Origin of the sequence: Massilia sp. Se16.2.3 (assembly GCF_014171595.1) — a bacterium.
Lineage (GTDB): Bacteria > Pseudomonadota > Gammaproteobacteria > Burkholderiales > Burkholderiaceae_D > Telluria.
Genome location: NZ_CP050451.1, coordinates 5284464 through 5304970 on the forward strand (window position 1 = coordinate 5284464; position 20507 = coordinate 5304970).

General features: G+C 66.6%; 13 protein-coding genes and 3 pseudogenes. 12 read left to right on the forward strand and 4 right to left on the reverse strand.

Annotated features, from left to right (window positions below; translation table 11 throughout):
• Nucleotides 1-58: 58 nt before the first annotated feature.
• The gene (locus G4G31_RS24255; protein ID WP_182989737.1) at nt 59-295 is read right to left on the reverse strand and encodes a hypothetical protein; all 237 of its coding nucleotides are present in this window, start codon (nt 293-295) and stop codon (nt 59-61) included.
• Between the two features lie 240 nt (nt 296-535).
• On the opposite strand from G4G31_RS24255, the gene G4G31_RS24260 reads away from it, so the two are divergent.
• Nucleotides 536-2812 (forward strand): family 1 glycosylhydrolase, encoded by a 2277-nt coding sequence (locus G4G31_RS24260; RefSeq protein WP_229425227.1) that lies wholly within the window; start codon nt 536-538, stop codon nt 2810-2812.
• Between the two features lie 235 nt (nt 2813-3047).
• Here the strand turns inward: G4G31_RS24260 and waaF are convergent.
• Together waaF and msbA are read right to left on the reverse strand one after the other, a co-directional pair.
• A pseudogene (waaF, locus tag G4G31_RS24265) lies at nt 3048-4069 on the reverse strand (lipopolysaccharide heptosyltransferase II).
• A gap of 2 nt (nt 4070-4071) precedes the next feature.
• Nucleotides 4072-5731, reverse strand: a pseudogene (gene msbA / locus G4G31_RS24270) (lipid A export permease/ATP-binding protein MsbA).
• A 284-nt stretch (nt 5732-6015) separates the two neighbouring features.
• Between msbA and G4G31_RS24275 the strand changes: the two are divergent.
• The 7 genes and pseudogenes from G4G31_RS24275 to G4G31_RS24305 all read left to right on the forward strand — a co-directional run bounded on the left by G4G31_RS24275 (nt 6016) and on the right by G4G31_RS24305 (nt 11993).
• Nucleotides 6016-7050 (forward strand): O-antigen ligase, encoded by a 1035-nt coding sequence (locus G4G31_RS24275; RefSeq protein WP_182989738.1) that lies wholly within the window; start codon nt 6016-6018, stop codon nt 7048-7050.
• Between the two features lie 2 nt (nt 7051-7052).
• A complete protein-coding gene (locus G4G31_RS24280; RefSeq protein WP_182989739.1) occupies nt 7053-7289 on the forward strand; it encodes a hypothetical protein in 237 nt (78 codons plus the stop codon).
• A gap of 47 nt (nt 7290-7336) precedes the next feature.
• Nucleotides 7337-7948, forward strand: a pseudogene (locus G4G31_RS24285) (glycosyltransferase family 2 protein); the annotation flags it as partial.
• 299 nt (nt 7949-8247) lie between these two features.
• Nucleotides 8248-8883, forward strand: coding sequence for an SAM-dependent methyltransferase (locus G4G31_RS24290; RefSeq protein ID WP_182989740.1), 636 nt, complete (start codon nt 8248-8250; stop codon nt 8881-8883).
• 371 nt (nt 8884-9254) lie between these two features.
• Nucleotides 9255-9995, forward strand: coding sequence for a hypothetical protein (locus tag G4G31_RS24295; protein WP_182989741.1), 741 nt, complete (start codon nt 9255-9257; stop codon nt 9993-9995).
• Nucleotides 9896-11098: a hypothetical protein gene (locus G4G31_RS24300; protein WP_182989742.1), complete on the forward strand. Its 1203-nt coding sequence runs from the start codon at nt 9896-9898 to the stop codon at nt 11096-11098. Before G4G31_RS24295 ends, G4G31_RS24300 begins: the two co-directional genes overlap by 100 nt.
• 10 nt (nt 11099-11108) lie before the next feature.
• Entirely contained in the window at nt 11109-11993 is an 885-nt protein-coding gene (locus tag G4G31_RS24305) for a hypothetical protein (protein WP_182989743.1), read from the forward strand.
• Nucleotides 11994-12053: 60 nt separating this feature from the next.
• Here the strand turns inward: G4G31_RS24305 and dnaE are convergent, their stop codons facing one another.
• A complete protein-coding gene (dnaE, locus tag G4G31_RS24310; protein WP_182989744.1) occupies nt 12054-15551 on the reverse strand; it encodes a DNA polymerase III subunit alpha in 3498 nt (1165 codons plus the stop codon).
• A 191-nt stretch (nt 15552-15742) separates the two neighbouring features.
• On the opposite strand from dnaE, the gene G4G31_RS24315 reads away from it, so the two are divergent.
• The 4 genes from G4G31_RS24315 to G4G31_RS24330 all read left to right on the forward strand — a co-directional run bounded on the left by G4G31_RS24315 (nt 15743) and on the right by G4G31_RS24330 (nt 20416).
• A complete protein-coding gene (locus G4G31_RS24315; protein ID WP_182989745.1) occupies nt 15743-16621 on the forward strand; it encodes a sulfurtransferase in 879 nt (292 codons plus the stop codon).
• A gap of 248 nt (nt 16622-16869) precedes the next feature.
• Nucleotides 16870-17670, forward strand: coding sequence for an ABC transporter permease (locus G4G31_RS24320; RefSeq protein ID WP_182989746.1), 801 nt, complete (start codon nt 16870-16872; stop codon nt 17668-17670).
• Between the two features lie 11 nt (nt 17671-17681).
• The gene (locus G4G31_RS24325) at nt 17682-18902 is read left to right on the forward strand and encodes an ABC transporter ATP-binding protein (RefSeq protein ID WP_182991912.1); all 1221 of its coding nucleotides are present in this window, start codon (nt 17682-17684) and stop codon (nt 18900-18902) included.
• Entirely contained in the window at nt 18899-20416 is a 1518-nt protein-coding gene (locus G4G31_RS24330; protein WP_182989747.1) for a bifunctional 2-polyprenyl-6-hydroxyphenol methylase/3-demethylubiquinol 3-O-methyltransferase UbiG, read from the forward strand. Before G4G31_RS24325 ends, G4G31_RS24330 begins: the two co-directional genes overlap by 4 nt.
• Nucleotides 20417-20507: the final 91 nt, after the last annotated feature.

Consider the following 20507-nt stretch of genomic DNA (forward strand, 5'->3'; position numbering starts at 1 on the left):
AGCGGGCGCCAGTGCCGGTCCGCAGCCCGCTCCGGTGCTTGCCGCGCAGCCGGCCCGCTCAGCGCCGGCGCTTCTTCCAGTTGTATTCCGGCCCGGTGACATCGACACCCGGATGCCCGACCAGGTCCGGATGCTCCGAGCACATGGTAATGAAGCGCACGCCTTCGCCCCCGCGCTGGCGCCGCCGCAAGTCCTCCATGAACCCCATCGCCTGCACCATATCGCTCGTGTCGAAGTCCTGCGCCTGCGGGTGGCTCCCCGCTTCATCGACGACTGTCCAATAGACCATATACATGGGCATTCCTCCCGCCTTTGCAGCGTTGCCGCAAAGGCAACAATGTCACATTGTTGCATCGCTAGCGTGCGGTGCGGCGCACGATTTCGACGAAGATGGCTCATATTTAGCAGAGGAAATGGATATGAAGCCAAAAAGTAGGACTAGTCCGAAAACTTTGTTATATGTTCGCCGTTTCACATAACCGAGTCCGTGGGGCCGTTAGGCTGGAGCCTGTCTTCAATAAAGCAGGTATTCCTCATGAACATCGACAAGCAAATCCAGCCACCTACCGCAACCGAGCGCGCACCAGAGCTGGCGCTTTGGGGCGGACTCGAATGCACCGTCAACCGTGTACGTGACAATTACTTCAGCCAGATGGACCGCAACGGCCACGCCGACCGCCTGCAGGACATCGAACGTTTCGCTTCCCTTGGCATCAAGGCCATCCGCTACCCCGTCCTGTGGGAACGCGTCGCTCCCGACCGTATCGAAGATGCCGACTGGTCCTGGTCGGACGAGCGCCTGCCCGCGCTGCAGCGCCTGGGCGTCACCCCGATCGTCGGCCTGCTGCACCATGGCAGCGGACCGCGTCATACCAGTCTGGTCGACGCCGACTTCCCCGAAAAGCTCGCCGAGTACGCCGGCGCGGTAGCCCGTCGCTACCCCTGGGCCGAGTACTACACCCCGGTCAACGAACCCCTGACCACGGCGCGCTTCTCCGGCTTGTACGGCGTCTGGTATCCGCACGGCGAATCGCACGAAACCTTCATCCGCGCCCTGATCGGCGAATGCCGCGCCACCGTGCTGGCGATGCGCGCGATCCGCGAAGTCAATCCGGAAGCGAAGCTGGTGCAGACGGACGACCTGTCGAAGACCTATGGCACGCCCGAGATGCAGGACCTGGTCGACTTCTTCAACGAACGCCGCTGGCTGGGCTGGGACCTGCTGTGCGGGATGATCGATCCCGAGCACAAGATGTGGGACTACCTGATCAAGTCGGGCGCCACCGCCGAGGAGCTGCTCTGGTTCCGCGACAACCCCTGCCCGCCGGACGTCATCGGCGTCAACTACTACGCCACCAGCGAGCGCTGGCTCGACCACCGGCGCGAGCGCTATCCCGAGGACCGCTGGGGCCGGTACGACGGCCGCAAATTCGCCGACATCGAAACGCCGCGCGTGCTGGCCACGCCGACGCCGGGCATCGGCCCGCTGCTGCAGGAAACCTGGGACCGCTACGGCCTGCCGATCGCCGTCACCGAAGCCCACATCGACGCCAACCGCGAAGACCAGATGCGCTGGCTGCTCGAAATCTGGAACGCCGCCAAAAAGGTGCGCGAGAAAGGCGCCGACGTGCGCGCCGTGACAGTCTGGGCCCTGCTCGGCTCCTACGACTGGAACTGCCTGGTGACCGAATGCCGCGGCTACTACGAGCCCGGTCCGTTCGACGTGCGCGGCCCCGAACCGCGTCCGACCGCGGTCGCCAACCTGATGCGCGAACTGTCGTCCGGCCGGCCGCTGTCGAACCCGGTACTGCAGGGAGAAGGCTGGTGGCGCCGTCCGGACCGCTTCATGGCCAAGCCGGTCGCCACCCGCACCGCGGTGGCCGACTTCGCCACCCGCAGCCAGTTCAAATCGAACCATGTACAGCCGATCCTGATCACCGGCGCCACCGGCACCCTCGGCTCGGCTTTCGCGCGCATCTGCAGGAAGCGCAACCTGGCCTGCCACGTGCTGACGCGCCAGGAGATGGATATTACGAATCCGGACTCGGTCGAAGCGGCGATCCAGCGCTTCAAGCCCTGGGCCATCATCAATGCCGGCGGCTATGTGCGCGTGGACGAAGCCGAAGCCGATGCCGAAGCCTGCATGGACGGGAACACCCATGGCCCCAACATCCTGGCCCTGGCCTGCATCCGCCACGCGATCCGCTTCATGACCTTCTCGAGCGACCTGGTTTTTGATGGCAGCAAGGGAGAAGCCTATGTCGAATCCGATCCGGTCGCGCCGCTGGGCGTGTACGGCCGCAGCAAGGCCGAAGCCGAACGCCGCGTGCTCGAGGCCGACCCGCAGGCGCTGGTGATCCGCACCAGTTCCTTCTTCGGGCCATGGGACAAGCACAACTTCGTCACCCAGGCCCTGGAAGCGCTGCGCAGCGGCCGTCCGTTCACGGCGACGAACGACCTGGTGGTGTCGCCGACCTACGTGCCCGACCTGGTCAACGTCAGCCTCGACCTGTTGATCGACCGCGAGCGCGGCATCTGGCACCTGGCCAACAACGGCGCCATGACCTGGGCCGAGCTGGCGCGCAAGGCCTGCGAACTGGCCGGCGTCGACGCCAGCGGCCTGCAGGAACGGCCGGCGGTGGAATCGGGTTATGTCGCGGTACGTCCGAGCCACTCGGCGCTGACCAGCGAACGCGGCATCCTGATGCCATCGGTCGAAGACCCGCTGGCCCGCTACCTCAAGGCAGTCGAGGAACACGCCGCCGACGACGGCCAGCTGCCGGGAGAAGCACCGCAGTACGCCAGCAGCTGACCGCTGCCGCGCAAGAGACCTGCGGACCGCGCGTCCGCAAGGTGGGCCGGCCGGTGCCCGACGCAGGACGCGTTGGCAGCGGCCGGTTGTTGTTTTGGGAGTGGGCTACGCGCTGTTGTGCGGATGATCGACCGCTCTACCGCGTGGAATCGGGACTCCACCCTACGATATGGCGCTGTGCGTAGGGTGGAGTCCTGACTCCACGCGTTCTTTCGTGTCCGTGCACACCCCGACGCTAGCGCGCCAGGATCGGTCCCAGCTCCCGCCACACCAGCGGCGCTTCCATCTGCTCCATGCAGTTGTGATGCCCCAGCGGGCATTCGCGCTGGCGGCAGGGAGAACACGCGATGCGCAGCGAAATCGAGCGGGCGATGTCGGAAAATGGCGGCGCATGCTCCGGATCGGTGGGCCCATACAGCGCCACCACCGGCCGGTTCAGGCCTGACGCGATGTGCAGCAGCCCCGAATCGTTGGCCACCACCGCATGCGCCCGCGCGATCAGGGCGATCGCCTCGTCCAGCTTCGTCTGCCCGGCCAGGTTCAGCATGTGCGGCGCGGCGGCGCCGGCCAGCGCCACCACTTCCTCGCAGCTCTCGCGGTCCTTGGGCGAACCAAGCAGCGCCACCGGGCGCTGCCATCCTGCGCGACGATCGCCTGCGCCAGCGCGGCGAAATGCCGCGGCGGCCAGCGCTTGGCCGGGCCGAACTCCGCACCCGGCGCGAACACCACCAGCGTGCGTCCCGGCGCGACGCCAAGCCGCGCGCAGACGGCGTCGATGCGCTCGCCGGGCACTGCCAGGCGCGGACGCGGTGCCGGATGCAAAGGCTGCCTGGGGTCGCCGGCCAGCGCCGCATAGAAGGGCACCATCGGCCGCGGCGGCGTGTCGTCATGGTGCATGACGTTCACCAGGCCGTAGCGCATCTCTCCCTTGTAGCCGACCCGGCGTGGAATGCCGGCCAGCCAGGGGATGAGCGCGTACTTCAGGGTATTCGGCAGCACGTAGGCGTCAAGATAGCCGCGCGCGCGCAGCACCTGGGCGTACTTCCAGCGCTCGCGCAGCTGCAGGGCCTTGTGGCGGAACGGCGTCTCGAGCACGGTATCGACTTCGGGCGCGGCGCGCCACACCGGCGCCACCGAAGGCGGCGCCAGCACGTCGATCGCGCGTTCGGGATGCATCGCCTTCAGGCGCTGCAGCAGCGGCTGCGCCATCACGGCGTCGCCGATCCAGTTCGGAGAGATGACCGGGGTGCGCGCCATGCTCACTCCTGCGCCGTGAACTGCAGGCGATACAGGTTGGCGTACATGCCGCCCCGGGCCAGCAGCTCATCGTGCGTGCCCTGCTCGACGATGCGGCCCTGCTCCATCACCACGATGCGGTCGGCGCGCTCGATGGTCGACAGGCGGTGCGCGATCACGATCGTGGTGCGCCCGGCCATCAGGCCGTCCAGCGCTGCCTGCACGGCCCGCTCGGATTCGTTGTCGAGTGCCGACGTCGCTTCGTCGAGGATCAGGATCGGCGCGTCCTTGTAGATCGCGCGCGCGATCGATCGCCACGCGCTGGCGCTGGCCGCCCGACAGGCGCATGCCGTTCTCGCCGATCATCGACTCGACCCCGTCCGGCAGGCGCGCGACGACGTCCGTCAGGTGCGCCGCCTTGACCGCGGCAGCCAGGCGCTCGTAGTCGATGCGCTCCACGCCATAGGCGATGTTCGCGGCCAGCGTGTCGTCGAACAGCACCACGTTCTGGCTCACCATCGCCAGCTGGGCGCGCAGGCTGGCCAGGGTCAGGTCGCGGTAGGGAATCCCGTCGAGCAGGACGCGCCCGCCTTCCGGATCGTAGAAGCGGGTCGCCAGGTTGACGAAGGTCGACTTGCCGCCGCCCGAGATGCCCACCAGCGCCACCGTCTTGCCCGGTTCGATGTCGAGGCTGACGTCCTGCAGCGCCAGGCCGGCCGCGCCGGGATAGCGGAACGAGACGTTCTCGAACTGGAGGTGGCCGACGGCCTTGCCGATCGTGCGGGTGCCGGTATCCTGCTCGATCGGCGAATCGATCATCTCGAACACGGTCTCGGCGGCGGCGATCCCGCGCTGCATCGGGCCATTCACCTCCGCCAGGGATTTGAGCGGCGTGAGCAGCATCAGCATCATCGTCACGAACTGGGTGAATTCGCCGACCGTCATGTTGGCCCGGATCGCCAGCACGATGACCAGCGACAGCGTGATGGAGGTCGCGATCTGGGTTACCGGCGCGGTGGCGGCAAAGGCCACCGTGCTGCGCTGGGAAAAGCCGAGCAGCGCGCGGCTGCGGGTGTCGAAGCGCTGGCGCTCGTAGCGCTCGCCGGAGAACACGCGGATCACCTGGTGCCCGCGCGCGGCTTCCTCCACGACCTGGGTCATCTCGGCGGTGACGCGCTGGTTCTCGCGGTGCAGGTGGCGCAGGCGCCCGGTGGTGGTGCGCACGATGACGGCGGTGAGCGGCATCACGACGATGGCCACCAGCGTCAGCTTCCAGTTCAGGTACAGCAGGGTGCCGAGCAGGCCGAGCACCACCAGCACGTCGCGCACGCAGGCGATGAACACGGAATTGATCATGTCCACGACCTGGCGCACGTCGCCGATCACGGTGTTGATGATCTTGCCCGTCGATTCTTCATGAAAGCGCGCCACCGGCAGGCGCAGCAGGCGGTCGAACAGCTGGGCGCGCAAGTCGTTCAGGACGCGGCTGATGACCCAGTTGTTCAGGTAGGCGGTGGAAAAGGTACCGATGCCGCGCAGGATGAAGATCGAGACCAGGATCGCCGGAATCCACCAGAGCGAGAATTCGACCTTGTTCTTGAAGCCCTTGTCGAGCAGGAGCTGCAGGGCCTTGCCGAGCAGCGGCTGGGTAGCGGCCGTGAGCGCCATGGCCAGCAGGGCCATGTAGGCGCGGCTGCTGTACGGTTTGATGAACGCCCACAGGCGCTTGACGATGACACTGTTTTCCAATTTGCTTTGTTCCGGTGCGGTGGCGCCGCGGCGCGCCATGATGGGCGGCAGGCCCCAGGGAGGATCAACTCGCCATTTTCGCATACTCCAGTCCGGGTGCGGACGGCCACGCGGCGCACGGATCGGCCAAAGGGCCCGGTATTGCCTAAGGTACAATGCGACAGTTTTGCCGGGCTCGCTGCCACAGCGCTCCGGCAGCTTCGAGAAAAGGAAGACACATGCAGGCCTGGTTCGCCCCCTTCAGCGCTCCCGCGACAACCGACGGTCCCCCCGCAGGGCGAATCGAAGGGCTGGCACGCGCGTTGCTGCTGCTGGCAGTGTTCACCGTGCCGTTTTCGACCGCGCTGATGAACCTGTTCATCGGCCTCTCCCTGATCGTGTTCATCCTGGCGATCGTCGCCACGCCAGCGCTTGCCAGTCCCCTGCGTTCGCCGCCGGCGCTGCTGGCGCTCGCCCTGCTGGGCATGATCCTGCTGGGCTGCACCTGGACAATCGCGCCGCAGGACGACCTGTTCAACGCCGTCCGCAAGTACACCAAGCTGCTGGTGCTGCCGATCGCACTGTGCCTGTGCTGGCGCGCGCCGCGCCTGTCCACGCGCGCGCTGCGCTGGTCGCTGGCCGGCTGCGCGGTGCTGGCCACCTCGGTCTACCTGACGGCCCTGCACGCGATGCCGACCTCGAGCCTGGGCTGGTGGCGCGTGGGCGACGCCAGCGACCCGTTTGTCTTCCGCAACCACATCACGATCGGCATCCTGCTGTCGTTCGCGGCCTGCGCCAGCTTCCTGGCCGCGACCTACCCCATCGAGCGCCGCCTGCGCCTCGCCGCCATCGCCCGGGCCTCTATTTCACCCCTGCCCATCCTGATCGGCAACGGGCGCACCGGCTATGTCGGGCTGTTCGTCGGGATGTTCGCCGTCTACCTGCTGCGCGGACGGGTGACGCTGCTGGGCAGTGCGCTGGTGACGGCGGCGATGTCGTCGCTGTTCGTCGGCGTCTACCTGCTGTCGCCGAATTTCCAGACCCGCACGAACGAGCTGGTGAGGGAAGTGACGCAGCGGGTGGAAGCCTCGCCCAACGGCGTGCGCATGAGCTACATGCGCGTCGGCGCGCTGGCCGTGGCCGAGCGGCCGCTGTTCGGCCATGGCACCGGCTCCTTCGCCACGCTCTACCAGCCCGAAGCCTTGCGCATCTGGCACGGCATCCGGATGTCAGCGGTGTGCGCAACCAGCCGCACAGCGAACCCCTGCTGCTGACCGTGCAGCTCGGCATTGCCGGCCTGGCGCTGTATGTCGCCTTGTTCGTCGCGCTGGCCCGGGCCGCGCTTGCGCGCAGGAACCCGCACGGCGACGTGCTGGCGCTGCTGCTGGCCATCTACGGCGTGACGTCACTGTTCAACAGTTTGCTGTGGGACCCGACCGAGGCATACTGGTTCCTGCTGCTCGCTGGCGCCCTGTATGCGCATTGCGTTCGGCAGCGTGAGGCTTCAGAATAGACGTTTCGATAGAGCATCACGTCCGGCCTTCCAGCCTGCGCCCCACCATGAACAACGATACCCGCATCTCGCTCATCATTGCGACCTACAACTGGCCCGAGGCGCTGCGCGCCTGCGTCGAGGCCTGCTTCCGCCAGACCGACCGCAATTTCGAGATCATCATCGCCGACGACGGCTCGGGCGAGCCGACCCGCGCCCCGGTGGCGGAACTGGCCGCACGCTCGCCGGTGCCGCTGCGCCATGTGTGGCAGCCCGACGACGGTTTCCGCCTGGCCGAATCGCGCAACAACGGCATCCTGGCCGCCACCGGCGACTACATCATCACCCTCGATGGCGACTGCGTGCCCCAGCGCGACTTCATTGCCGCGCACCGCAAGCTGGCCGAGCCGGGCTACATGGTCACCGGCAGCCGCATCCTGCTGAGCCAGGCATTCAGCGCGCGCGTGCTGGCCGAAGGCATCGACCTGCAGTCGCTCACGCTGGCCGACAAACTGCGCTACCGCCTGCAAGGGGGCCTGGGCAAGGCGGCGCAGCTGCTGCTCAAGCTGCCGGACATCGGCCGCCGCCGCCACCGCTTCAGCTTCCGCCGCATCAAGGGCTGCAACATGGCCTTCTGGCGCAGCGACCTGGAACGCGTGAACGGCTTCGATGAGAGCTTCCGCGGCTGGGGCTACGAAGACTCCGACGCGGTGGCGCGCCTGTTCCACGCCGGCGTGATGCGCAAGGATGGCGCCTTCTCCACCGAGATCTTCCACCTCTGGCACCGCGAAGCCAAGCGCGACCAGGCCTCGAGCAACCAGCACATCGTGCTCGAGCGGATGAAGACGAAGGAAACGCAGGCCGCACGCGGATTGCGCGAGCACGGCGTGACGGACCTGACACGGGTCCGGCGGCGCGGATCGGCCTCGGCGGCCCCGCGCTTGCTGTATCATCCCGCTCCTGAAAACGAAAGCCGCGCATGCTCATCATCACCATCAAACAGGGTAAGGAAAAAGGCCTGCTGGCCGGCGACCCCCGGATCTATCTCTCCGCCATCGAGAAAGTCGACGGCAAGCCGCAGGAGCGCAACAAGCCCGGCGCCACGGCGATCGTGCAGTCCTCGTCGCGCCAGTTCCTGGCACGTGCCGCCTACAACGCCAGGTCGCAGATCGCCGCCCGCGTCTGGACCCTGCGCGAGGACGAGCCGGTCGACCATGCGCTGATCAAGCGCCGCGTGCAGGCCGCGTTCGACCGCCGTGCCACCGCCCGGCACATCGCCGATCCGCAGGCGCTGGTGCAGCTGGTCGACGGCGACAAGGACGGTTTATCGGGCCTGCTGGTGCACAGCTATGGCGGCGCCGCCGGCTACCTGGTTTGCCAGTTCAATGCGGCCGGAGTCGAGCTGTGGAAGGTGGCCGTGGTGCAGGCGCTGATCAAGGCGACAGGCTGCCAGAACGTCTACGAACGCTGCGACGAACTGCTGCGCAAGGGCGAAGGACTCGCCATGTTCGCGCGTGCCCTTGCCGGCGACGAGCCGCCCCAGCGCCTGTACGTGCGCGAAGGCGGGCGCCTGCTGCCGATGGATATCCGCACCGGGTTTACCTACCCGCGCTGAGAGTGCAAGCGGGACAATCCGCGCATTTCAAGACCCTGCAATAGTGAAACGCGCCAGCAGACGCCGGCGCCCCGGGCGCCTGTGCGCCGTGTTTCCCCGCCTTGATGCTCGCCGGCTCATTGCCTGCGGCAGCAAAATCCCGGGTGCAAGGAACCACGGCTAGAGTCTTTGATCTTTCTCAAACCTTGATGATCGTGAAAGCCGCCAAACCCCGGGCGCCTATACTCCAACGATAAAACAGGCAATCCATCCTCGGCGATTTTTCTGCCACACGTGCAAGGCGCGCTTTGCACGGTCAACCGCGGCGCGGCACGCGCCGCTCCCGACTTCCCTGACAAGAACGTGTCAAACCACATTCGATCGGAGGCGCCATGATCGACTATCGTGCACATTTGACGGCCCTGGCGGCATGCGAAAAGACGCTGGGCACCTTACCGCTGAGCGATCCCGGCCTCGCTGCGAAGCGGGACGAACAGCTCGACCAACTGAAAGGGGAACGCGCCAGTGCCGTGCTGGGCGCGCTGGCGGACCACCTGCTGGCGCATGCCGCGTCGGACGGCAGCGAGCTGTCCCTGCTGACGCGTGCCGCCGACTTGTGGCGGCAGGGCCTGGACCTGTACGCGGTCGTCGGCGCAAGCCGCGCCGACATCGAATCGGCCCTGCTCGACCCGGCCGCGCCGGGCGCTGCCGACAAATTCAATGACGGCGTCGCGCAGTTTCGCCAGCAGGCGCCCATTGTCCAGCAGGCGGGCGAGGCAATCGAAGCGCTCAGGGCCGACGTGATGCGCCTCGCGCACATTCCGGAACACCCGCGCCAGGCCGACCGCGACATCCCGTCCCGGGGATGGGGCGACATCTTCCTGGCGCGGCGCACCGATGCCATGGTACGCATGAGCTACCGTGCCGCGGGCAATGCCGCCGACCGCGCCTTCGCCTTTGGGCTGCTCTCCGGCTACGGCGCCAATGCTTGCGGCTCGGCCTACCGGGCCAGGTCGTCGGCGGTCCGCGCCGCATGCACCGCTTCCGCGACCGCATTGCCCGCAATGCCGTCGGCAGCTGGTTCGCAGCCCTTGACCCCGGCCTGCCCGGCCCTGCGGCCATCGCCAAGCTGATCCGCTTCGGCTCCGGCGCCGGTGCACCGGTCCTGCCGCCATCGCTCGAATCGCTGCTGGGCACGGCCCTGCTCGAAACCTATGACCCGGCCCGTACGCCCGCGCCGCCCGACCTGCAGCTAGGCTACACGCGCCTGGTGCGCCACCGGAACTGCTCGACAGCTTCGCCATGCCGCCCGCGCCCGCCCTGCCGCTGCCGGCCTTCCCCGGCCAAGCTGTACGGCGACCCGGCGAACCCGGCGCCGCCACTGTTTTCGGTCGCGGCCTCGAATTACGCGGATGGTCCCGGGCAGCCGCCGCCGCTGCATCCGACCAATCACTCCGGCACCCCGCACACGACGCCGACCGAGTCGGACAAGGCGCCGACGACGGGCGAACGCTGCGGCAGTTTCTGGATGGGGGTGATCGCCGCGATCACCTTCCTGGGCGGCGGCTTCATTCCCTGCATCGTCGTCTGGAGCGAGGGTGACCGCTGCCTCGTGTGGGACGAAATCTGGGATAACTTCAGCGATGCGAACCGTCCCAGCCAGGAGCAGATGGAATGGGCCGCCAGCCAGGGCCAGCGCTTGACGGCCGAAGAGTTCGGCAAGCTGGCCACGGTCGACCAGATGACGCGCATGGTGGGCTACCTGTTCGACCTGCAGAACCACCTGTGGGAAGGCCTGTCCAAGGCACGCGCGGTGCTGGCGATCCATGGCCTGATCTATCCGGACGGCCTGCTCGAGAACCCGGCATATGCCCAGTTCCTCGCCATCCCGCCGACGCCCGCGGCGCTGCCGCTGCGCCCCGACCCGGATCCTCCGGCAAACTTCTACCGTTATCCGCCGGCCGTGACCGAACACCCCGCCTCCGGCTGGGGCCCGTACCTGGCCGACGCGCGGCCGGACGCCTTTATCGGACCGGTCGGGCCGAACGGGTGCTGCCGACCGACTGCATGCGACAGCGCCCTCCAGTCGTGGCTGCAGATCGCGCGCGGCGACTTCGATGCCGACAACCTCGACCTCGATGCGGACCGGGGCGTCCGGCATCCCTGCTGGGCGGTCGACGGTTCGATCGCCAGCGATCCGGTGAGCGTGCGCCCCCTGCCCTATCCCGAGACCTGAGGAGACCGCCATGCCCAACAACGACTTCAACGACCGGCCGGTCCTGTTCGTTCCCTGCTATCCGCCGCCCTCCGGTTTTGGTGACGATACCGGGATCGACCGCCCGGTGCCCGGCGGGATTCCCTACTACCTGTGCCCGGGGATCCAGGTCGATACGCCTTACCGTCCCGGTGCCCCTTTGAGTGCCAGGGTGACCGTCGCCAACTGGCAAGGCGGCAACAGCGCGTCGATTGCCATGGTCGCCCTCTGGTGGTCGCCGCCCCTCTCCGGGACAACCGTGCCCGATCCGTCCAGGTTCATCGGCTTCGCCACGGTGCCCCTGCCTTCGCATGGCGCCCGCAACACGACGGCGCCGATGACCGCTACCATCCCGGCCAGCGCGCCATCCCACATCTGCCTGCTGGCCAAGGTGTGGCATGCGCTGGACATGCCGCCGACGACCCAGATTGCCGGAAAAGCCGTGGAGATTGCCGACCCCGTCCGGGACCGGCATTGGGCCCAGCACAACCTGGTGGCCGTTGCGGCGTCGGCAATGCAACTGCTGCCTTTCCTGGCGACCAATCCGCTGGCGGAGGAAACGGTGTGCGAACTCCTCATCCAGCCTGTCGACTTCCGGAAAAGCATGGCGTTCGCCGACCGCGAACACACCGAGCCGGTGCAGACGAATGCGCTGTTTCGGCTGGAGGGCTTGCCTGACGGCGCCCGGCCGGCCGGAGAAAACGGCTTGCGCCACCGCTTTTACCTGCGGCCGGGCGAAGCGCGCGAGCTGGTGCTCTCGGTCGAGCCGGGCCATGAGCTTCAGCCCGGCGCGTTTTCCGCTTTTGAGGTCTTGCAGTTCAACGGGGGAGAGCCTGCCGGCGGCTTCGGTATCGCCATTCGTGCCTCGCCTGCATGACAGCAGCCGTTGCAGCCGCCTGCGGAGGCCGCACTCGCGAGCGCGGCCTCCGCCGGGATCTCAATACTCGACGGCCACGTCCTTCGCCCCCAGGTTGAGCTCGAGCGCCAGCTTGAGCGCATCCGACGGCGCCACGCGCCACTCGTCGCCCAGCTGCATGATGCACTCGACGCCTTGCGGCTTCACGCGCAGGCTGACCGGCAGGCCGTCCGGGTTGCGGTAGGGGCTGAGCACCTCGGCCATCTTCGCCGGGCTCACCGTGCAGGCGATGTCCATTTCCAGCTTGTGGCCGTAGTGGATGCGCGCGGCAGCCAGGTCGAACACTTTTTCGGCCGTGATGCGCAGGCCGCCGTTGAAGCGGTCTTCGGACACTTTACCGACCACCAGCAGGAACTCGTCCTCCTTGAACATGTTCTTGTTGGCCTCGAACACCTCGTTGTAGACGGTGACTTCGACCACGCCGGTCTTGTCGTCCAGCGCCACGATCAGGATTTTCCCGCGCTGGGTCATCTGGGTGCGCACCCCGCTGATCACGCCGCACAGCATGCGCGGCTCGCGCGAGGGTTCCAGGTCTTTCAATTTCGTCTTGGCAAAGCGCCGCACTTCCTGGGCAAACGAGTCGAACATGTGGCCCGACAGGTAGTAGCCGAGCGCGATCTTCTCTTCCGACAGCTTCTGGCGGTCGGTCCACGGAGTCGCCTTGACGTATTCCGGTGGCGCGACCATGTCGCTGTCGTCGCCGCCGAACAGGCTGACCTGGTTGGCCGAGGCCGCGGCCTGGTCGGCCACTTCGACCGCGAAGGCGACGGAGGCCAGCAGGATCGCGCGGTCGACGCCGAAGCAATCCATGGCACCGGCGCGGATCAGGGACTCGATGGTGCGGCGGTTGATCTGCTTGCGGTCGACGCGCTTGCAGAAGTCGAACAGGCTGGTGAACTTGCCGCCGGCAGTCCGAGCCGCGATGATCGCCTCGATCGCGCCCTGCCCCGCACCCTTCACGCCACCGAGGCCGTAACGGATGTTGGTGACGCGCTTGCCGGTGACGGACGGTGCCTCGCCCTCGGGCGTGAAGCGGAACTGCGATTCGTTCACGTCCGGCGGCAGCAAGGTGAGCTTGCAGACATCGATCGCGTCCTCGACCAGGATCTTGATCTTGTCCGTGTCTTCCATCGCCAGCGACATGTTGGCTGCCATGAACGCGGCGGTGTGGTGCACCTTCAGGTAAGCCGTGTGATAGGACAGCAGCGCGTAGGCGGCGGCGTGCGATTTATTGAAACCGTAGCCCGCGAACTTCTCCATCAAGTCGAAGATCTCGTCCGCTTTTTCGGTCGACAGCCCATCCTTGGCGGCACCGGCGCGGAAGATCTCGCGGTGCTCGGCCATCTCCTCGGCCTTCTTTTTACCCATCGCGCGGCGCAGCATGTCGGCGCCGCCCAGCGAATAGCCGCCGACGATCTGCGCCATCTGCATGACCTGCTCCTGGTAGACCATGATGCCGTAGGTCTCGGACAGGATGGACTCGGTGCGCGGATCGGGATAGTCGAACTTCTCGCCGTGCTTGCGCTTGCAGAAGTCGGGAATCAGGTCCATCGGGCCCGGACGGTACAAGGCGACCAGCGCGATGATGTCCTCGAAGCGGTCGGGACGCGCGTCCTTCAGCATGCCCTGCATGCCGCGCGACTCCAGCTGGAAGATGGCGACGGTCTTCGCATCCGACAGCAGTTTGTACGAAGGCCGGTCGTTCAGCGGCAAGGATTCCAGGTTGAATTCGGCGTCGGCCGGATCGAGCGCCCGGATGTAGTTCACCGCGCGGTCCAGGATCGTCAGCGTGGTCAAGCCCAGAAAGTCGAACTTCACCAGGCCCACGGCTTCCACGTCGTCCTTGTCGTATTGCGAGACGACGCCGGTATCGCCGCCCTGGGTGTACAGCGGGCAGAAGTCTGTCAATTTGCCCGGCGCGATCAGCACGCCGCCGGCGTGCATGCCGATGTTGCGGGTGATGCCTTCGACCTGCTGCGCCAGCTCGAGCAGCTGCCTGACCTCTTCCTCGTTTTCCTGCCGTTCCTTGAGCATCGGCTCTTCTTCGATCGCTTCCGCAATCGAGACCTGCTTGCCCGGCTTGAACGGAATCAGTTTCGAGATGCCGTCGCAGAAGTTGTAGCCGAAGTCGAGCACGCGGCCGACGTCGCGGATCGCGCCCTTGGCCGCCATGGTACCGAAGGTGGCGATCTGCGAGACCGCGTCGCGGCCATACAGGTCCTTCACGTGCTGGATGACCAGTTCGCGCTTTTCCTGGCAAAAGTCGATGTCGAAGTCGGGCATCGAGACGCGTTCCGGGTTCAGGAAGCGCTCGAAGAGCAGGTTGTACTTCAATGGATCGAGGTCGGTGATTTTCAGCGCGTAGGCGACGAGCGAGCCCGCACCCGAGCCGCGGCCCGGGCCGATCGGCACGCCATTGTTCTTGCCCCACTGGATAAACTCGGCAACGATCAGGAAGTAGCCCGGGAACTTCATCTTGATGATGGTCTGGTTCTCGAACTCCAGGCGCGCTTCGTAGCGCGGGCGCTCGGCCTCGCGCTTGGCCGGGTCCGGGAACAGCTGCTCGAGGCGCTCCTCCAGGCCCTTCTTGGTCTCGGCGACGAGGAAATCGTCGATGGTCATGCCGGCCGGCGTCGGGAAGTCCGGCAGCTGCGGTTTGCCGAGCGTGAGGACGACATTGCAGCGCTTGGCGATTTCGACCGAATTGGCGAGCGCGCCCGGCAGGTCGTGGAACAATTCCGCCATTTCCGCCTGCGATTTGAAGCACATCTCTTCGTTGAAGCGGCGCACGCGCTTGGCATTGGCCAGCATCTCGCCCTCGGCGATACAGGTACGCGCTTCGTGGGCGATGAATTCGTCCTTGCGGATGAACTGCACCGGGTGGGTCGCCACCACGGGCAGCCCCATGCGCCCGGCCAGCGCCACCGAATGGCGCACGGCCGCTTCCTGGTTGGCGCCGCCGGCGCGCTGGATCTCGATATAGAAGTGGCCGGGGAAGATGCGCGCCCAGCGTTCGGCCGCCTTTTCGGCGCGCACAACATCGCCCTGCTCGAGGGCCTGGCCGACGTCGCCGAAGCAGGCGCCCGAGAGCACGATCAGGGCATTCGCCTGATTGACTTCCGGCTCCAGCGTCGAGACGGTGGTGGCCAACGCCTCCAGCCATTCGACGCGGATCTCGGCGCGGCCCTTGTACTGGTTGGTGAGCCAGGCTTTCGACAGCAGGTCGCACAGCTGCAGATAACCGGTGCGGTTTTTTGCGAGGATGAGCAGGCGGAAGGGCTTCTCGCGGTTGTCGTCGTTGGTGATCCAGGCATCGACCCCGACGATGGGTTTGATCCCCTTGCCGCGCGCCGCCTTGTAGAACCGCACCATGCAGAACATGTTGGCCAGGTCGGTGACGGCCAGGGCCGGTTGCTGGTCCTTGGCGGCGGCGCCGACCAGGTCGTCGATGCGCACCAGGCCGTCCACGATGGAGTATTCGGAGTGGACGCGCAGGTGGGTGAAAGTCGGGGAAGTCATCCTGTCATTTTACCCTGCCCGACCGCGCCGGGGTATGGCCGGCTGACCCGGCTGGCCGCAGTTGCAAAGCTGCAACAAGGTCCGCAACGCATGGCGCCGGCAGCGGCAATGGCGGCGGAAAAGGATGGCGGGATGGATGCGACGGCACGGCCTGCTCTATAATGTCGGCCTGACTTTTGCACCCTGCCGCCATGTCCTCCGCTACCACCCACGTCAATATCGCCGCCTACAAATTCATCACCCTCGACAACCTGGAAGACCTGCGCGCCCAGTACCAGGCGCAGTGCACGGATCTGGGCCTGAAAGGCACCGTGTTGCTGACGCCCGAGGGCATCAACATGTTCGTGTCCGGCCCGCGCGAGCAGATCGACGCGTATCTGGCCTGGGTGCGCAGCGATGAACGCCTGGCCGACCTGGAAGTCAAGGAAAGCCTGTCGACCGAGCAGTCGCACAAACGCATGCTGGTGAAGATCAAGAAGGAAATCATCACGATGCGCATGCCGCTGATCAAGCCGGAACTCGGCCGTGCGCCGGCGGTCGAAGCAAAGACCCTCAAGCGCTGGCTCGACCAGGGCCACGACGACGCCGGCAAGCCGGTCGTGATGGTCGACACCCGTAACGACTTCGAAGTCGATGTCGGCACCTTCACGAATACAGTCGACTATCGCATCAAGAAGTTCACCGAGTTCCCGGAAGTGATCGCCGCGCACAAGGAAGATTTCGATGGCAAGACGGTGGTGACCTTCTGCACCGGCGGCATCCGCTGCGAAAAGGCGGCGATCCACATGCAGAACATCGGCTACGACAACGTCTATCAGTTAGAGGGCGGCATCCTGAAGTATTTCGAGGAAGTCGGCGGCGACCACTATACCGGCGACTGCTTCGTGTTCGACTACCGCACCGCGCTCAATCCGAAACTCGAGCCGACCGAGACGGTGCAGTGTTTCGCCTGCCGGGCCGTCGTCACGCCGCGCCAGCAGCTCGCCCCCGAGTACGTCTATGGGGTGTCCTGCCCGCACTGCGCCACAGGCGCAGCAGACGCAACAGGCGCAGCGGGCGCGGCAGCCTGACCGTAGCCTGGAACACCGGCCACCCGGCCCGCGCACACGCCCCTGCGTGGCGCGGGAATGCCGATATTGTCGTGTTATAATTGTTGTTTAAATTTTCAGGCTTTCGGATTCTGCCGCAGCCAGCACGCCAGGGCATTTGAGCAGCATTGCCGGCAACGCAGACGCGGCGGTATGTGATTCTTTCTGCTCTTTATGATCCTGTCTTCGGTCGGTGCCGCGCTCCCGCGCGCATACAGGGGCGCGCCAGCATGATCTCCCCTTCCCTGCTCAGCAGCGTCTGGCGCTACCGTGGCTTCATCAGCGGCAGCGTGAAGCGCGAATTCCAGGCCAAGTACCGCAATTCCATGCTGGGCGCCGTCTGGACCGTGCTCAATCCGCTGGCGATGATCCTGGTTTATACGCTGGTGTTCTCGCAAGTCATGGGCAACCGCCTGGCCGGTTCGATTTCGCCCTATGCCTACAGCATCTACCTGTGCGCCGGCACCCTCACCTGGGCCCTGTTTGCCGAGATTACCGGGCGCAGCCAGACCGTCTTCCTCGAGAACGCGAACCTGCTGAAAAAACTGCAGTTCCCGCGCCTGTGCCTGCCGATCATCGTCGTGCTCAATGCCCTCGTCAATTTCGGCATCGTGTTCGGCCTGTTCACGCTGTTCCTGGTGCTGTCCGGCTCCTTCCCGGGCTGGGTGTTCCTGGCGCTGCTGCCGGTGCTGCTGATCCAGATCGTGTTCGCCATTTCGCTCGGCATCATCGTCGGCGTACTGAACGTCTTCTTCCGCGACGTCGGCCAGTTCTTCGCCATCCTGCTGCAGTTCTGGTTCTGGTTCACCCCGATCGTCTACCCGGTGACGGCGCTGCCGCCGGAAGTGCGCGCCTGGCTGGTGTGGAACCCGATGGCGACCCTCGTCATGGCCTACCAGACCGTGCTGGTGCACGGCGCCCTGCCCGACTGGGCCAGCCTGTGGCCGGTGGCGCTGCTGTCGCTGCTGCTGTGCGTGTTCGGCCTGCTGCTGTTCCGCAAGCGCGCCGGCGAAATGGTGGACGAACTATGAGGGGCAGCGTGATGGGCAGTGTTATCGTCTCGCACCTGGGCAAGGCGTACAAGCAGTACCACACGCGCTCGGCGCGCCTGCGGGAATGGCTGCTGCCCTTCCGCGGCCCCCGGCACACGCTCAAATGGGTGCTGCGCGACATCAGCTTCCAGCTGGCCCCGGGCGAAGCGGTGGGCATCATCGGGATCAACGGCGCCGGCAAGAGCACCCTGCTCAAACTCATTACCGGCACCACCCAGCCGACCACCGGCGGCGTCACCATGCACGGCCGCGTGGCCGCCCTGCTCGAACTGGGCATGGGCTTCCACCCCGAATTCACCGGACGCCAGAACGCCTACATGGCCGGCCAGCTGATCGGCCTGACGGCCCTGGACATGGACGAGCTGATGCCGGAGATCGAGGAATTCGCCGGCATCGGCGACTACATCGACCAGCCGGTACGGGTCTACTCCTCGGGCATGCAGGTGCGCCTGGCCTTCAGCGTGGCCACGGCGCGCCGCCCCGACATCCTGATCATCGACGAGGCGCTGTCGGTGGGCGACACCTATTTCCAGCACCGCAGCTTCGAGCGCATCCGGGGCTTTCGTGAACTCGGCACCACCTTGCTCATCGTCAGCCACGACCGGGTCGCGATGCAGGCCATCTGCGACCGCGCCCTGCTGCTCGACGGCGGCAGCCTGGTCAAGCAGGGTGCGCCCGAGGAGGTGATGGATTACTACAATGCGCTCATCGCCGAGCGCGAAAATTCCAGCGTCAAGCAGGTCGTGACCGGTGAAGGCCGCGTGCAGACGACATCGGGCAGCGGCGAAGCGACGGTCACCTCGATCACGCTCGAAAACGCCGCCGGCGCTCCGCTCGAGATGGTCAATGTCGGCGAAGCCGTTACCCTGCGCATCCGCGCGCGCGTGCATGCCGCGCTGCCGCGCCTGGTGCTGGGCTACATGATCAAGGACCGTCTCGGCCAGCCCATCTACGGCACCAACACCCACCACCTCGAACAGGCGCTGACCGACCTGCGGCCCGGCGAAGAAGTCGAGTTCCGTTTCCGCTTCCCCCTCAACCTGGGCGACGGCAGCTATTCGATCACCACGGCGCTGACCAGCACCGAGACGCACCTTGCAGACAATTATGAATGGCGCGACCTCGCCTACCTCTTTATCGTGACGAACATGAACCGTAAGCCATTCGTGGGCAATACCTGGCTCGAACCCGACCTCGAGATCGCGCGATGAGCGGCGGGTTCTATCGTGCATTCGAGGACCGCTACCGCGGCAGCCGCGACGTCATCAGCGCGCGCCTGGCTGTGTACCTGCCCTTCGTGCGCCCCCTGGTGCACGAGGGCGCAGCCGCGCTCGACCTCGGCTGCGGCCGCGGCGAGTGGCTGGAACTGCTGACCCAGGCCGGCTTCGCAGCCGAAGGCGTCGACCTCGACGAGGGCATGCTGGCCGCCTGCCGCGAACGCGGCCTGCGGGTCGTCAACGGCGATGCGCTGGAGGCGCTGCGCGCCCGTCCCGACGGCAGCCTGGCGGTGGTGTCGGCCTTCCACCTGGTCGAGCACATCCCGTTCGAACAGGTCCAGGCCCTCATCGCCGAAGCCTTGCGGGTGCTGCAGCCCGGCGGTCTCCTGATCATGGAGACGCCGAACCCCGAGAACCTGGTGGTCGGCACCTCGTCGTTCTACGACGATCCCTCCCACCTGCGGCCACTGACGCCGAAGCTGCTGGGATTCGCGGTCGAATTCGGCGGCTTCGGGCGCCACACGATCCTGCGCCTGCAGGAGGCGGAGCACCTGCGCGACGCGGCCGGCGTCGGGCTGTTCGATGTCCTGGCCGGCGTCAGTCCCGACTACAGCGTGGTGGCCCAGAAAGCGGGCGCGCCCGCGCACCTGGCCTCCATCGACAACGCGTTCGCCGCCACCCATGGTCTCGACCTGCACGACCTGGCCCAGCGCTACCAGCAAGGGCAGGATGCCCTGCGCGGCGAGCTTATTGGCGTACGCGAGCAGCAGACTGCCACCGGCCTGGCGGTACAGCAGCAACTGGCCACGGTCGACGCCCAGATCGCGCATGTGCATGCGAGCACGGTGGGGCTGGGCGAGGAGCAGGCGCTGCTGACCGCGGCACAAGCCGGCTTTGGCGAGCGGTTGCTCGAATGCGAGCGGAGCCAGGAGCAGGCAGACCTGCGGCTCGACGGTCTCGAGGAGAACGTACAGCGGCTCGCGCGGGCAACCGACGAACCCGTCGTCAAGCGCCTGCGCACACGGGTCCTCGAGCTGGAAGCCTCGCACCAGCATGCGGTCGACGAAAGCGCCAGGCTGGCCCAGCACGTGGCCTGGATCGAAGGCCGCCTGACCCATGCCGAGTCGGAAGCGGCGGCGCTGCGCCACCAACTCGGCGAGCTGCTGCTGCGGCGTGGCGGCATCAAGGTGCGCCTCGTGCGCATGCTCGGCAGTGGCCGGCGCCGGCTGCTCGATGCCGCCAGGACGAGCCGCCTGCGCCAGCCCGCCTACGCCCCGGTGCGCCGCGTCGTCCGGGGCGTGCTGCGGCGCCCGGCGCTGAAACGCGTCGCGCGCCGCCTGGTCACGCATTTCCCGCGCCTGCATACCCGCTTGATGCAACTGATGTATGCACCGGCGGCCGCCGCCAGCGCCGCCCCGGCCGACATCGACCCGCTGGCGCTGCAGATGTCGCCGCGCAGCCTGTCAATCTACCGCGCCCTGCGCGCGGCATCGAAACCGAAGGACTGATTGATGCGTATCGTCATCGATTTGCAGACGGCCCAGCTGCATGGCCACGAACACGACCAGGGCCAGCGCGCGCTCGCGCTTGCCATGGCGC